The sequence below is a fragment of the Pseudomonas saponiphila genome (assembly GCF_900105185.1).
In the GTDB taxonomy this organism is placed as follows: Bacteria; Pseudomonadota; Gammaproteobacteria; order Pseudomonadales; family Pseudomonadaceae; genus Aquipseudomonas; species Aquipseudomonas saponiphila.
In genome coordinates this window covers 3,168,454-3,181,686 of sequence record NZ_FNTJ01000001.1, presented here as the reverse complement: position 1 = coordinate 3,181,686, position 13,233 = coordinate 3,168,454, and the positions used below count along the sequence as shown (strand labels likewise).

General features: G+C 65.3%; 12 protein-coding genes and 2 pseudogenes. 10 read left to right on the top strand and 4 right to left on the bottom strand.

Translation table 11 applies throughout. The features are described 5' to 3' along the window. Nucleotide 1 precedes the first annotated feature (1 nt). The 7 genes and pseudogenes from BLV47_RS14800 (at nt 2) to BLV47_RS14770 (ending at nt 7,306) form a co-directional block, all read left to right on the top strand. On the top strand, nt 2-1,000 hold the full coding sequence (locus BLV47_RS14800) for a polysaccharide deacetylase family protein (RefSeq protein ID WP_092314752.1): 999 nt from the start codon (nt 2-4) through the stop codon (nt 998-1,000). Beyond that, complete coding sequence (locus tag BLV47_RS14795) at nt 997-2,304, top strand: oligosaccharide flippase family protein (RefSeq protein ID WP_092314750.1); 1,308 nt, start codon at nt 997-999, stop codon at nt 2,302-2,304. The genes BLV47_RS14800 and BLV47_RS14795 overlap by 4 nt, the downstream gene beginning before the upstream one ends. After that, on the top strand, nt 2,304-4,232 hold the full coding sequence (locus BLV47_RS14790; protein WP_092314748.1) for a hypothetical protein: 1,929 nt from the start codon (nt 2,304-2,306) through the stop codon (nt 4,230-4,232). The genes BLV47_RS14795 and BLV47_RS14790 overlap by 1 nt, the downstream gene beginning before the upstream one ends. Beyond that, entirely contained in the window at nt 4,229-4,930 is a 702-nt protein-coding gene (locus BLV47_RS14785) for an N-acetyltransferase (RefSeq protein ID WP_092314746.1), read from the top strand. Before BLV47_RS14790 ends, BLV47_RS14785 begins: the two co-directional genes overlap by 4 nt. Next, nucleotides 4,927-6,045, top strand: a pseudogene (locus tag BLV47_RS14780) (GNAT family N-acetyltransferase); the annotation flags it as partial. The gene BLV47_RS14785 and the pseudogene BLV47_RS14780, both read left to right, overlap by 4 nt. Nucleotides 6,046-6,047: 2 nt before the next feature. Further along, nucleotides 6,048-6,827: a ChbG/HpnK family deacetylase gene (locus tag BLV47_RS14775; protein ID WP_092314742.1), complete on the top strand. Its 780-nt coding sequence runs from the start codon at nt 6,048-6,050 to the stop codon at nt 6,825-6,827. A 215-nt stretch (nt 6,828-7,042) separates the two neighbouring features. After that, a complete protein-coding gene (locus BLV47_RS14770; RefSeq protein WP_092314740.1) occupies nt 7,043-7,306 on the top strand; it encodes a DUF2790 domain-containing protein in 264 nt (87 codons plus the stop codon). 52 nt (nt 7,307-7,358) lie between these two features. Here the strand turns inward: BLV47_RS14770 and BLV47_RS14765 are convergent, their stop codons facing one another. Beyond that, complete coding sequence (locus BLV47_RS14765; protein ID WP_092314738.1) at nt 7,359-7,625, bottom strand: DUF1652 domain-containing protein; 267 nt, start codon at nt 7,623-7,625, stop codon at nt 7,359-7,361. 324 nt (nt 7,626-7,949) lie between these two features. Between BLV47_RS14765 and BLV47_RS14760 the strand changes: the two genes are divergently transcribed. Further along, a complete protein-coding gene (locus tag BLV47_RS14760) occupies nt 7,950-8,255 on the top strand; it encodes an NIPSNAP family protein (protein ID WP_092314736.1) in 306 nt (101 codons plus the stop codon). A gap of 67 nt (nt 8,256-8,322) precedes the next feature. Here the strand turns inward: BLV47_RS14760 and ilvA are convergent. Next, nucleotides 8,323-9,345, bottom strand: a pseudogene (ilvA, locus tag BLV47_RS14755) (threonine ammonia-lyase, biosynthetic); the annotation flags it as partial. Between the two features lie 323 nt (nt 9,346-9,668). Here ilvA and BLV47_RS14750 point away from each other — a divergent pair. Then, nucleotides 9,669-9,869 (top strand): ParD-like family protein, encoded by a 201-nt coding sequence (locus BLV47_RS14750; protein WP_092314732.1) that lies wholly within the window; start codon nt 9,669-9,671, stop codon nt 9,867-9,869. After that, nucleotides 9,866-10,630, top strand: a complete 765-nt coding sequence (map, locus tag BLV47_RS14745; protein ID WP_092314730.1) for a type I methionyl aminopeptidase — start codon at nt 9,866-9,868, stop codon at nt 10,628-10,630. The genes BLV47_RS14750 and map overlap by 4 nt, the downstream gene beginning before the upstream one ends. 3 nt (nt 10,631-10,633) lie before the next feature. Here the strand turns inward: map and BLV47_RS14740 are convergent, their stop codons facing one another. Next, nucleotides 10,634-11,575, bottom strand: a complete 942-nt coding sequence (locus tag BLV47_RS14740) for a magnesium transporter CorA family protein (RefSeq protein WP_092314728.1) — start codon at nt 11,573-11,575, stop codon at nt 10,634-10,636. A gap of 7 nt (nt 11,576-11,582) precedes the next feature. Next, nucleotides 11,583-13,169, bottom strand: a complete 1,587-nt coding sequence (locus BLV47_RS14735) for a RimK family protein (protein ID WP_092314726.1) — start codon at nt 13,167-13,169, stop codon at nt 11,583-11,585. Nucleotides 13,170-13,233 lie beyond the last annotated feature (64 nt).

The following is a 13,233-nucleotide window of genomic DNA, read 5'->3' as shown; positions in this document are numbered from 1 at the left end:
CATGAACTTCAAACAATCCCTCAAGCGCCTGCTCGGCAGCGCCTACCTGCACAGCCTGGCCCGGGTACGCCTGCGCGACGCCGGGGTGGTGCTGATGCTGCACCGGGTGCTGGCCGACGACAGTGCCGCCAGTCTGCCCCATCGCGCCCCGCTGTGCGTTGGCCAGCAGCACTTCGAGCAGTTGCTGCGCTGGCTGCGGCGGCACTTCGACTGCGTGCCCCTGGAGCATCTGCTGGAGTTTCCCGGTGGCGCGCGGCCCCGGCTGGCCCTGACCTTCGACGACGGCTGGCGCGACAACGCCGAGGTCGCCTACCCGCTGCTGGAGCGCTACGAGATGCCGGCGAGCATCTTCCTGTCCACCGACTTCATCGGCAGCCGCCAGGGCTTCTGGTGGGAGTCCATCGGCGAAACCCTGTGGCAGCAGCCCGACAGCGCCGCGGCCCGGCCGCTGTTGGCGCAGTTGCGGGCACTGGCCCTGGCGCCGCCTGCCGAGCTGTTGCAAGCGGGCAACGAGCATGCCCGCAGCCGGCTCCTGGGCGAGTACCTGCAACGCCTCAAGGGCCTGGCCCCGCACAGCCTGCAGGCCCTGGCCGACAGCTGCCCGGACGATCACGCCCCCCACAGCCTGGACTGGGCACAGGTCAGGCACCTGGAGCGTTCGGCGCTGGTGCGCTTCGGTCCCCACGGCGCCAGCCACGGGATTCTCACCCGGCTTGACGGCCCGGCGCTGCACGCCGACCTGCAACGCTCCCACGCCGCCTTGCAGCAACACTGCCAGGCGCCGCTGGGGGTGTATTGCTACCCCAACGGCGATCACAGCCCCGAGGTGCGCGCCGCGGTGGCCGCGCTGGGCTACCGCTACGCCCTGGGCACTCGCCCGGGGCTGATCGAGGCCGAGGGCAATCCGTGGCTGGCCCTGCCGCGCATCGACGTCAGCCAGGCCAGCGCCGCCCGCCCGGGGTTGCTGGCCTGGCGCCTGCTGCAAGGAGCCCGGGCATGAAGCGTGGCAGCTACCTCTGGCACCTGGCCCTGAGCATGGGCACGCGGCTGGCGATGATCGGCCTGCGCCTGCTGCGCAACGTGTTGCTGGCGCGCCTGCTGGGCCCCGCCGATCGCGGCCTGTTCGCCCTGCTCAGCACCCTGCCGGAGCTGATCGCCGCCCTGACCAGCGGCGGCCTCAACACCGCTGTCGGTTATGAGGCAGCGCGCCAGCGACCCATGGGCCTGCTGCTGACCCAGGTGCTGGTCTACGGCTGCCTGCTGGCCAGCCTGCTGACCCTGGCCGGGCTTTGCGTGATGCAGACCCTGGGCAGCCACTGGGAACTGAGCCTGCAACTGGGGGACCTGGCCTGGCTGTTGCTGCTGGCGGTGCCGCTGAGCGTGCTCAAGAGCGGCCTGTTGACCCTGCACAACGCCGACGGCCGGGTCGAGGCCTTCAACGCCCTGCGCCTGCTGGAATCCCTGGTGCCGCTGCTGCTGTTCGTCGGCCTGTGGTGGATCTGGCGCGACCAGCCGCTGTCGGCGGCGCTGCTCAGCTGGCTGGGCGGCACCTTGCTGGTGGCGCTCGTCGGCACCTGCTGGCTGCGACGCTGGCATGACCTGCGCCTGCGCTGGCAGCCCGGGGAACAGGGCAAGCTGCTGCGCTACAGCGCCCAGAGCCATCCCGGGGTGCTGGCGCAACAATTGATGCTGCGCTCGGATTACCTGTTCATCGGTGCGCTGCTGGACCCCGTCGCCCTCGGCTGGTACGCCATGGCCAGCGCCGCCGCCGAGCTGCTGCTGATCATTCCCGAGGCGGTGACCACACCGCTGATGAAGCGCCTGCTGCAACAGGGCCATGGCATCGAGCAGCTCACCGCCCTGGCCCTGCGCCTGACCGCCACGGTGATGCTCGGCGCCTGCCTGGGCATGGCGCTGATCGGCCAATGGCTGATCGTGACCCTGTTCGGCGCCGCCTATGCCCCGGCCTACGGCGCCCTGCTGGCCCTGCTGCCGGGGCTGTTCGGCCTGTGCTACGCGAGCATCCTGCGCCTGGACCTGCTGGGCAAGCAGCGCCCCGGCAGCCTGTCGCTGCTGCTGGCCGGCGGCGCCCTGTTCAACCTGATGCTCAACGCGCTGCTGATCCCGCCACTGGGCATCGTCGGTGCCGGCCTGGCCTCATCCATCGCCTACCTGGCGGTGAGCCTGGTGATGCTCGGCCTGTACTGCCAGCTCAGTGGCGTGCCCTGGTACCGCACCCTGCTTCTGCTACCTGGAGACATTGCCCACGTGCGCCAGTTGTTGCGCCCTAAGGAAAAGCCCTGATGACACCCCGTTCCCTGTTCGCCCTGATGCTGATCACGGCGACCCCTTCGCTGCACGCGGCCCCCATGCAATGGGCCGATATCCGCGACGGCAGCCTGTACTTGCAGGTCGACCGCCCTGACACCCTGCAACTGCGCTGGAGCCCGGCCTGGCAGAGCGACGCCAATCAGGAACAGCTGTACCTGCTGCAACCCGATGGCCAGTTGCTGCAACAGCTGGACATTCGCGCCGACCAACCCTACGGCCAACGTGACCTCGCCCTGCCCGCGGCCAGCGGCGACTATCGCCTGCAGGTGCCGGGCTACAGCTTCCGCAACTTCAAGGTCAGCCACGACAGTTCGACCCTGGCCCAGTTCGAACCGGCCAAGGTGCATTTCAGCGCCGATGTGCCCAGCGGCGTCGAGCTGTACTTTCGCGTGGCCGCCGGTGAACAGGCACAACTGGCCGGCAAGTATTACGGCGGGGTCAGCGTGCTGCAGGCCACGCGCCTGAGCGACGGTGAGCAACGGCGCCTGCAGTTGGTGGAGCATCCGCAGTACGGGCAGTTCGACCGCATCGCCCTGCCCGTGGCCGCGCAGGACGAGGTCTGGCGCCTGTCCCTGGGCGGCTCGGGCAAGGCGGCGTTCTGGCTCGACGGCAGCGCCAACCTGTTCGCCCAGGACCTGCGCCAGCTGCACCCGCTGCAATGGCTCCCGGGCCGGGTCGAACTCGAACTCAAGCCGCAACGGCGCGGTCCCAGCCCGCAGTTGGGAATCGCCCTGCCCTATGCCGCGCCGCCGCCCTCGACCTTCGAGCTGCTGCGCGCCCTGGGGCCGCGGGCGGCGAACTTCTACAGCTTTGTCGATGTGATCCGCCAGGAGCCCGAACGAGAGCTGAGCTTTCGCCGCCTGTACCGCGAGACGTTCAACATCGACCGCGACATCACCCTGCTGGCAGGCACCGGGCGCCAGGCGGTACTGACGGCCGATAGCCAGACCTTGGCCGGGCTCGACGCCTGGCTGGCGGACAGCGCGCAACTGGGCAACCGGGGCCTGCACTACCTGGCGTTCGCTGACGAACCCAACCTCAACTACCCCAGCTACGAGGTGTTCGCTGACTATTTCGCGCGGATGCTGGAGCACACCAAGGCCAACCCCGAGGCTCGGGCCGCCGGGGTACGCATCGCCATGCCGGTCAGCTCGCGACTGCTGGACGGACCGTTTCGCGTTGGCGCCGGGCAGCGCCGAGGTATCGACTGGGCGCGCCAGCTGCTGGCCGCGCACGCCGCCGACATCGATGCCCTGGCCTGGCACGAGTGGATGATCCGTGACCTGCTGGCCACCCGCCGTTACCGCGCCAGCGTGCGCGCCGCCGCCGACCTGGTGGGCCTGGATCAGCAAGGCCGGCCGCGCAAGGCGCTGCTGCTGAGCCAGACCAATATCTCCAGCGGCCCGGACCTGAGCCCCTATCAGCAGGACACCCACTACGCCGCGTTGTGGTGGACCTCGGTGGTGATCAACGCCTCCCAGGACGGCCTGCTGGACATGCTCAACTGGTTCCAGGCCGCCGACGAACCCGAGTATCCCAAGGGCATGCTGGCCCAGCAGGATGCCCAGCGCTTCAGCCTCAAGCCGGTGGCCCGGGCCCAGCAGTTCATCCAGCAGCACTGGCTGGGTGAGGTCCAGGCCCTGGACAACCGGTCTTTTGAAGTGGATGCCCTGGCCCTTGTGGACGGCACGCGCCACAGCCTGCTGGGGGTGGCCAAGACCCAGCGGGAGCAGACCATCGACCTGGGGGGCGCCCCACAACTCTGCGAGTCCGGCCCCAGCCTGCAACTGCTCGGGGCCGATGGCCGGGCACGCCCCGGCCAGTTGCAGTGCCACCAAGGCCGGGCCAGTTTCCAACTGCCCGGTGAAACCCTGTTTGCCTTGACCTGGAACACCTTATGAGTCGCTTGACCGGCCTGTTGGCCAAGATCCGTCGCAAGGGCCTGCGCGGCAGCCTGCGGGTATTGCGTGAACGCTTCTTCTATTACCACTGGGAACTGCTGACCCTGGAACGCGCCCTGGCCCTGCCGGTGCCCTGCCCCATCAGCCCGCAGCGCTGGCCCCAGGTGCCCATCACCCGGGAGCTGCTGCCGGCCTTCGACAAATACTTCAAGGCCCAGTTGCCGGCCATTCGCGGCCTGCTGGACAAGGGCAGTCGCGGCAGCGCGCACCTGGACGAAGACGGCAACGTGATGATGATGGTCTGGGTCAGCGAGCGCGATTACTACGATGACCAGCTGTACCGCTGCTGGATGCGCGTGCCCCCCGGCTGCCTGTACCAGTTCGCCGGTGAATGCGCGCCGCCGTTTCGCGGCTCCGGGGTGGTGATCCTGGCGCAGAAGATGCTCTGGGACGAGTACCGCGAACGGGGCTTCAAGGCCACCCGGGCCCTGGTCAACGTGCGCAACGAGGCGGCGCTGAAGATGCACATGCGCCTGGGCTTTCAGGAAGTCGGCGAATCCCTGCATGTGCATTGCCTGTTGCGCTGCCTGCACTGGCATCGCCGCCGCCCCTACCACCAACCCCGCCTGCAGCACCTGCGTCGCGGTCGCCTGGCCCAGGCCCCGGTCGCCACTGGCCATGACAAGGAGCACTCGTGAATCTGCGTTGGCAATGGTGCGCCAGCCTTGGCGCGCAAGACTTCCCCGCCGGGGCCTATGAACAACTGCGCCAGCAGGTCGAGGGGGCAACGCCGTTCAATCGCCTGAGCTGGCTGCGGGGCGCGGAACAGGCCCTGCAACAGCAGCAGTTGCAGATTCTCCTGGGCTGGCAGGGCGAGCGCTTGCTGCTGTGCCTGCCGCTGATCCGCGGCCGCGAATCCCGGGCCGGGATGAGGCTGCAGGTGGTGCGCCACCTGGGTCATCCCCTGAGCGATCGCCTGGCGCTGCTGGTGACCGAGGCCGGCCACCCGGCCATGGCCGAAGCGCTCGGGCAGATCCGTCGGCAACTGCCCCACGATCTGCTGCAACTGCATGAGCTGGTGGGCGCCGACCGCCTGCTGGCGACCTGGCGCCGGGCCAGCAGCTACAGCCAGCCGGCCCTGAGCTGTCGCGTGCCGGAGCACCTGATCGTCGCCGCCGACCGCGAAGAACCCAGCGGCACCCTGCGCTACGAACTGCGCCGGGGCCGCAAGCGCTGTGGGGAAATCGACGCCCGGGTGGTTCGCCTGGCCCCCGGGGCCGACGACATCGACCAGGTACTGGAGCGCCTGCGCGAGGTGGAGCAAGCCAGCTGGAAAGGCGCCGACGGCCTGGGGATCTTCTCCGGGCCTCAACGCCAGCGATGGATGGGCACCGCGTTGCGCGGACTGGCCGCCGAAGGCTGTGTGCGGGTGGTGCTGCTGAAACACCAGGGGCGCTGCATCAGCTATCGCCTGGGCCTGCTGGAGCGCGGGCGCCTGTATGACTACAACATCGCCTTCCTCGCCGAGTACGCCAACCTGGGCAGTGGCCGGCTGCTGCTGGACGAGTGGATTCGCTGGGGGCTGGATGATGGCTGGCAGTGGGTGGACGCCTCCCGGGTCAGCCTCAGTCGTTCCAGCCATCAACTGCACGAACGCATGAGCGGCCTGGTGTTGCAACAGCGCTGGAGCTTCTATTCCTGGCGTCCCCGGGGCTTGTTGCTGGGGCTTGCCGAACGCCTCTGGCTGCTGCTCAAACCGCGCCTCAAGGCCTGGCGCGAACGCCGCCAGGCCGATACTGCACAAGGAACCCGCCAATGAAACAGACCCTCAGCGTGACCCGGGCAAACCGGGTCATCGTCAACGCCGACGATTTCGGCCTCGATCCGGACTACAACCAACTGACCCTGGACGCCTTCAAGCGCGGGGTGATCAGCTCGGCGACCCTGATGGCCAACATGCCGGCCTTCGAGGACGCCTGTCGCCTGAGCCATGAGCACGGGCTGCTGGGACGCATCGGCCTGCACTTCAACCTGACCTACGGCGCGCCTCTGAGCCAGGGCATGGCCCGCCAGCCGCTGTTGTGCAACGCCCAGGGGCAATTCGAGCTGGGCCTGTCGCGCTCGGCCCTGCGCCTGCCGAAAGCGGCGGCCGACGCGGTGTGGCAGGAGCTGCAGGCGCAGTGGCAACGCTGCCTCGACCAGGGCCTGCGGCCCAGCCATATCGACTCGCACCAGCATGTACACAATCTGTGGCCGGTGGCGCCGATCGTCGCCCGCTTCGCCGCCCGGCAGGGGGTGCCCGTGCGCCTGGCGCGCAATGTCGGCGGCAATATCGGCCCGCTCAAGCGACTGTTCAAAAGCGCCTTGAACCGACGCATCGCCTGGCTGGCGGGAGGTTCGGTGCGTTGGGTGTGCACGCCCAGGGACCTGCTGGAGGGTTTTTGCCCGGCCGGCGTGGTGGAGGTGGTGGCGCACCCGACCCGGTTGGCCGATGGCGATTTCGGCGACGACTACCTGCCACCCGGGCAATCCCTGGAGCAGTTGCTGAAACGCGCCCTGCCCCAGCATCAACGGATCGCCTACAGCGAACTGTGAAGCCGGGCCGGACGCGGCCCGGGAGCCGCCCATCGCCGGGCGGTATATAGGACAGGAACGATATATTTCAAAATCTATCAAAAAACTCTTAATGATAGATTAATCCTAAATAAGCACTCTATTTCGGAGCGCACTGGCCCGGAACGCTTTTAGGGCTTCGTGCAGCGGGTTCAGTCCTCGGGCTGAACCGTCACTGTCTGTAATGGAGAACCACTATGAACACACGCAAGCGCTTTGCCCTGGCCGCCCTGGCCCTGTGCGGATTCACCGGCCTGGCCCAGGCCTCGGATGTCAATGTCGAAGTCGTGCCCTACCAGTACGGCATGCGCCTGGACGTGGCCAAGGTCATCTCGATGACCGAGCCGCCGACCAGCCGCTGCGAGGTGGTGACCGCCAATATGCGCTACATCAACAAGGCGGGAGAACTGGCGGAAATCTCCTACCAGAAGCACGCCCACGCCTGCCTGTACGAAAACTGATGCGGCGTGGGGCTATTCAAGGGGCGGGCCTCGGTGAGCGTTGCGACCGCGCTCAATGGGCCCTGCGCTTGAGGCAAGGCACCCCGCCCGAGGCATTGGCCAGGTCGTAGCGCAACTCGGCGATCAGTTCGTTGATTTCCCGGCAGCCATTGAGCTGCGCAGCGTCAATGCCGCTGACCAACAGCTCGATACGGTCGGTTTCATGGTCGCCATAGACCTTGACCGTCATCGACAGGTCCGGGCTCAGGGTGCATTGGCAGCGTTTGGGCAGAAAGCTGCTCTCAATGATGTTGCGCAGTTCCAGGGCAGATAAAAACATGCTGAAGCTCTCCATCTGTTCAACACGACCAGTCAATGGGCGAATGCCTGCTGGTCGCGACGTCCGTGTTCGTTAGCGATTCTGGCTCAGGTCCGTTTTGTCCTTACAGACGAAGCCAAGTTACAGAGTAAGTCGCTTTGGCGACCTTGCTAAATTCGATTTCGCTCTCAGTACCAGGGGCTTTGACTTTAAGCCGGCCATGGCAGGCGGTTGCGCTGGCGCTTTGCCGCCCCGCAGAATGCCCGGGGCGTCGTGCCCGGGTTGATCGATCGCCTGACCCGATCACAACAGCGCTGATCCTTCCCCTTACCCGGAGTGCCTTCTTTGATTACCTGCCATGTCAAATACGTGATCGATCCCTACCAGTTGCCCGAGTTCGAAGCCTATTGCAAAGCCTGGATCGGGGTGGTCAGGCGTTTGGGCGGCACCCACCATGGCTATTTCCTGCCCTCGGAAGGCGCCAGCAACATTGCCTATTGCCTGTTCAGCTTCCCCTCCCTGGCCGATTACGAAGCCTATCGCCAGAACGCCCTCAGCGACCCGGACAGCGTGGCCCTGGTGGCGTCGGTGATGGAGAAGAAGTTCATCCTCAGTTACGAGCGCAGTTTCCTGCGCCCAGTGCTCTCGTAGGTGCCGGCGTTGCCCGCTCTGGCGGGCCTCTTCGCTGGCGAGCCCGCTGCTAGGCCGGGATGCTGCTCAAGGCGGCGCGTTCGGCGACGTGGCGCAGGCTGTCGAAATTGATGTTGGCGCCAGAGTCGATGGCCACCAGGGTCTGGCCGCTGATGCCGCCCTGGGCCACGTACTGCTTGATCCCGGCCACCGCCAGGGCGCCGGACGGCTCGGTGATCGAGCGGGTGTCGTCGTAGATGTCCTTGATCGCGGCGCACAACTGGTCGTTGCTGACGCTGATCACCTGGTCCACATGATGCCGGCAGATCTGAAACCCGTGCTCGCCGATCTGCGCCACCGCGACGCCATCGGCAAAGGTGCCCACCGCGGGCAAGACCACCCGCTCCCCCGCCGCCAGTGCCTGCTGCAGGCAGTTGGAATGTTCTGACTCGACGCCGACGATGCGGATCTGCGGCTGCAGGTATTTGACGTAGGCGGCGATCCCGGCGATCAACCCGCCACCGCCCACCGGAACGAAGATCGCGTCCAGCGGCCCCGGGTGCTGGCGCAGGATCTCCATGGCCACGGTGCCCTGCCCGGCAATCACATGGGGGTCGTCAAAGGGCGAGACGAAGGTACTGCCGGTGTGCTGGGCCAGGCTCAGGGCGTGGGCCAGAGCAAAGGGAAAACTCTCGCCATGCAGAATCGCCTCGGCGTCGCGGCTCTGCACCCCCAGCACCTTGAGTTCCGGGGTGCTGGCGGGCATCACGATGGTTGCCTTGATCCCCAGCTCCCGCGCGGCCAGGGCCACGCCCTGGGCATGGTTGCCGGCGGACGCGGTGATCACCCCCCGCTGCTTCTGCTCCGGGGTGAGTTGCGCCAGGCGGTTATAGGCGCCACGGATCTTGAAGGAAAAGGTCGGCTGCAGGTCCTCGCGCTTGAGCAGGATCTGGTTGCCCAGCCGTTGCGACAGCGCGGGCGCCGCCTGCAACGGCGTGCAGATCGCCAGGTCGTAGACCGGCGCGGCGAGGATCATCTTCACGTAGCGTTCCAGCAAGGCCATGTCGGCGCTGGGCAAAGGGGGGCTGGCAAGACGGCTGGGGTGATTCATGAGGGTGCTCCTGGCTGTGTTCGGAGCCCGGGAGACAGAGAGAAAAAACCCGCCTCCAGGGCGGGTTGGGTGCAGTCGTCAGCAAGCCCGCCAATCGGTAATGGCGGTAATAATGCTTGGCTGGGAACGATAGGCAGAAAAAGTCATGGACCGGAAACTAACCGCGCCCGCGCCTTGCGGTCAATGCTTTTCTCCGCGACTCACGCCCAGCACCAAAGCGCCCACCAGCTCCCGGCTTGCCGCTTGCCGCTTGCCGCTTGCCGCTTGCCGCTGATTATATGAAACATATACGATTCATATATTTGCTCAAGGGAGCCCCAAGCATGGGCATCGTCAAGATCTCCGATGAACTGCACCAGCAGATCCGCGTGGCCAGCACCGCCATGGATCGCTCGATCAACGCCCAGGCCGAGTTCTGGATCAAGATCGGCCTGTTGGCCGAGCTCAACCCGCACCTGGCCTACAACGACCTGATCAACAAGTTGTTGCTCAACAAGAGCGATCTGCTCAGGGGCCAGGCATGACCCAGGCACTGATCAAGACCCCGGAACAACTGGCGCTGATGCGCGAATCCGGGCGACTGCTGGCCGAGGTGTTCACCTTTCTCGACAGTTTTGTGGTCGCCGGCCTGTCGACCCTGGAGCTGGACAGCGCGGTGGAACACTTCATCCGCCACCAGCTCAAGGCGCGCCCGGCGAGCAAGGGCCAGTACAACTACCCCTTTTGCATCAACACCTCGATCAACGAGGTGGTGTGCCACGGCATGCCCGACGCCAAGGCCGTGCTCAAGGACGGCGACATCGTCAACATCGACATCACCCTGGAAAAGCACGGCTACATCGCCGACTCCAGCAAGATGTACCTGATCGGCGAGGTCGGCCCCAAGGCCCGGCGCCTGGTGGACACCACCTTCGAAGCCATGTGGGCGGCGATCAAGGTGGTGCGCCCGGGCGCTCGCCTCGGCGATATCGGCCATGCCATCCAGGCCCACGCCGAGGCCAAGGGCTATAGCGTGGTGCGCGAATACTGCGGCCACGGTATCGGCCGGCAGATGCACGAAGAGCCACAGATCCTGCACTTCGGCCGCCCCGGCACCGGCCTGGAACTGCGAGAAGGCATGGTCTTCACCATCGAGCCGATGCTCAACCAGGGCAGCGCCCGGGTCCGCGGGCTCAAGGACGGTTGGACCGTGGTGACCCGCGACAACGGCCTCTCGGCCCAGTGGGAACACACGGTGGCGGTGACCCGCGACGGCTTCGAGGTGCTGACCCTGCAGCCGCAGTAAGACTCAACCGGCCCGGTGGCTGTGGCCGGTGAGCCGACGCAGCCCCAGGGACATGCCGGCCGCTGCCAGCAGCATGGCCAGCAGCAACAGCGAATAGGCGATCCACCACGGCGTGCCGGCGGTCATCATGCTGAACTCGGACATGCCGCCGATGCTGGCAATCAGGTTCAGCGGCAGGAACACCACGTTGATCAGCGTCAGCTTGCGCAACAGCTTGTTGGTGCTGTTGTTCATCAGGTTGCCCCGGGCGTCCATCAGCCCGGCAAACACCGTGGAGTAGATTTCCGCCTGCTTGTAACACTGGTTGTTCTCGATGATCAGGTCGTCGATCAGGCCAACCGCCTGCGGGCCGAAGCGCTCCTTTTCGGCGTGGTTACGCAGCCGGGTCAGCAGCGCACCGTTGCTGTGCAGGGCATTGAGGTAATAGATCAGGCTCTCGCTCAGGTTGAACATCTGCATCAGGTGGCGGTTTTCCATCGAGCTGTTGAACTTGTGCTGCAGCTCCCTGGCCACCAGCTTGATCACCTTGAGGTGCCCCAGGTAGTGATGGATGTTGTTGAGCAACAGGTCCAGCAGCACATCCAGCGGGGTATGCAGATGATGGCGCGCCCCCAGGCCCAGCAGTGGTGTGTCGTCGGGGGCGATCACCAGCAGCCGGTCGGGGCAGAACAGCAGGCCGCAGGACGACACTTCGAAGGACAGGCTGCCGCCACCGGAATAGTTTTCCGGACGCTTCCAGATCAGGAACAGGTAATCGGGATGGAATTCGATGCGCGACACTTCGTCCGGGTCCAGCGCCGAGGCCAGGGCGTGCTCGTCGAGCTTGAAGGCGCTGTGCAACAGCTCGCGCTCCGCCAGGTCCGGGTTGCTGAACAGCATGACCTGCGCCTCCCCTGCCGGTACCGCCTGCAAGCTGCCCTGGGCCAGCCGATAGCTGTGGATCATCGGCGCCTCACCAGGCCTGGCCGCGACGTTTGAGCTCCAGGCGGCGGACGAATTCCTCCAGCACCAGGGAGTACAGGTCGTCCTGCAGGTAGGCGTCCTCGATGCCGGCGTCGAGGTTGGGGTTGTCGTTGACCTCGATCACCACCACCTTGTCCCCGGACTGCTTGAGGTCGACCCCATACAGCCCGTCGCCGATCAGGTTGGCGGTCTTTACCGCCAGCTCCACCACTGCCCGCGGCGCTTCGTGGACCGCCAGGGTGCGGCACTCGCCGTTGATGTCCTGGCCCTTGGCCTTATGGTTGTAGATCTGCCAGTGGCCCTTGGACATGAAGTACTGGCAGGCAAAGATCGGCTTGCGATTGAGCACGCCGATGCGCCAGTCGTACTCGGTGTAGAAGAATTCCTGGGCCAACAGCAGCACCGAGTGCTCGAACAGTTCGGCGGTGGCCGCCAGCAGCGCCTGTTGGCTCTCGACCTTGATCACGCCCCGGGAGAAGCAGCCGTCGGGGATCTTCAGCACCAGGGGAAAGCCCAGGCGTTCGCCCACTCCCTCGAAATCCTCCGGTCGCTCCTTGTAGAGAATCTCGGTGGCGGGCATGCCCAGTTGGTGGCCCTTGAGCAGGTCCGTGAGATAGACCTTGTTGGTGCAGCGCAGGATCGAGGTCGGATCGTCCATCACCACCAATCCTTCGCTCTCGGCCTTCTTGGCGAAGCGGTAGGTGTGATTGTCGACGCTGGTGGTTTCGCGGATCAGCAACGCGTCGTATTCGGCCAGCCGCGAGTAGTCCTTCTTCTCGATCAGTTCCACGTCGATGCCCAGGCCCTTGCCGACCCGGATAAAACTCTCCAGCGCCCGGGCATTGGAAGGCGGTAGCGCTTCATGGGGATCGTGAAGTATCGCCAGGTCATAACGGGCCAGTTGCCGAGAACGCGGCACCCGCCAGACTTTGCGGCTGAAACTGTCCAGCGAGTTGGCAAACTGATCTTCCTGATCGTCGCGCAACTTGTGCAAGGCTCCGCACTTCACGCCTTCGATATGCCAACTGTCGGTTCTCTTGAAATCAACTAACAGAATCGGACAGGGGAACAATTCAAACAGCTGGCGGGCCAACTCCTGCAATGGCTCGATATGCGTCTTGCCGAAGTAGAGGGTTAAAGTGAAGCCTTCGGTATCGCTGTAAAGATGATTGCTCAGGGCCTTTTCCAGGGTCTTGTCCAGGTCGTCCAGAGCCAAGCCGTAAAGGGCCTTGCGGGTCAGTTCGCTGATCGTGCGCACCGAGGGAATCACCCGGTGACCACGGGCTTCGGCGAGCAACGAGCAATAGTAACCGTGCCCCAGGTACTTGTAGCTGCGGCACAGGTTGATCACCTGGATCCGTTTTCCCGGCACACTTTCGCGGCTCTGTTCGAGGTACTCCTGGGCCGTGAGAATGTCTTCACTGGGAAAGTAGGACGCCCAGTCTTCCTTGCGTTCGACAATGATGATGACTTGACTTGAAGTTCTGCCCAGTGGGGAAAAATAACTTGTCGAAGTGATTGTCGCCGGCAAACTTTGCTCGGATACTTCTCGCCAATGACCTTGTACCGCTGACATAAAGTTCGCTCTCGCTGAAGAACCTGACCCTTTCTATTAAGCACGAACTTTTTTTGAAGTCTCG

Bases quoted from the DNA above. Each gene is read 5' to 3' on its own strand.
- BLV47_RS14795 (WP_092314750.1), top strand. From the start codon at position 997: ATGAAGCGTGGCAGCTACCTCTGGCACCTGGCCCTGAGCATGGGCACG.
- BLV47_RS14790 (WP_092314748.1), top strand. From the start codon at position 2,304: ATGACACCCCGTTCCCTGTTCGCCCTGATGCTGATCACGGCGACCCCT.
- BLV47_RS14750 (WP_092314732.1), top strand. From the start codon at position 9,669: ATGGGCATCGTCAAGATCTCCGATGAACTGCACCAGCAGATCCGCGTG.
- BLV47_RS14765 (WP_092314738.1), bottom strand. From the start codon at position 7,625: ATGTTTTTATCTGCCCTGGAACTGCGCAACATCATTGAGAGCAGCTTT.
- BLV47_RS14740 (WP_092314728.1), bottom strand. From the start codon at position 11,575: ATGATCCACAGCTATCGGCTGGCCCAGGGCAGCTTGCAGGCGGTACCG.
- BLV47_RS14800 (WP_092314752.1), top strand. From the start codon at position 2: ATGAACTTCAAACAATCCCTCAAGCGCCTGCTCGGCAGCGCCTACCTG.
- BLV47_RS14770 (WP_092314740.1), top strand. From the start codon at position 7,043: ATGAACACACGCAAGCGCTTTGCCCTGGCCGCCCTGGCCCTGTGCGGA.
- BLV47_RS14775 (WP_092314742.1), top strand. From the start codon at position 6,048: ATGAAACAGACCCTCAGCGTGACCCGGGCAAACCGGGTCATCGTCAAC.
- BLV47_RS14785 (WP_092314746.1), top strand. From the start codon at position 4,229: ATGAGTCGCTTGACCGGCCTGTTGGCCAAGATCCGTCGCAAGGGCCTG.
- BLV47_RS14735 (WP_092314726.1), bottom strand. From the start codon at position 13,169: ATGTCAGCGGTACAAGGTCATTGGCGAGAAGTATCCGAGCAAAGTTTG.
- map (WP_092314730.1), top strand. From the start codon at position 9,866: ATGACCCAGGCACTGATCAAGACCCCGGAACAACTGGCGCTGATGCGC.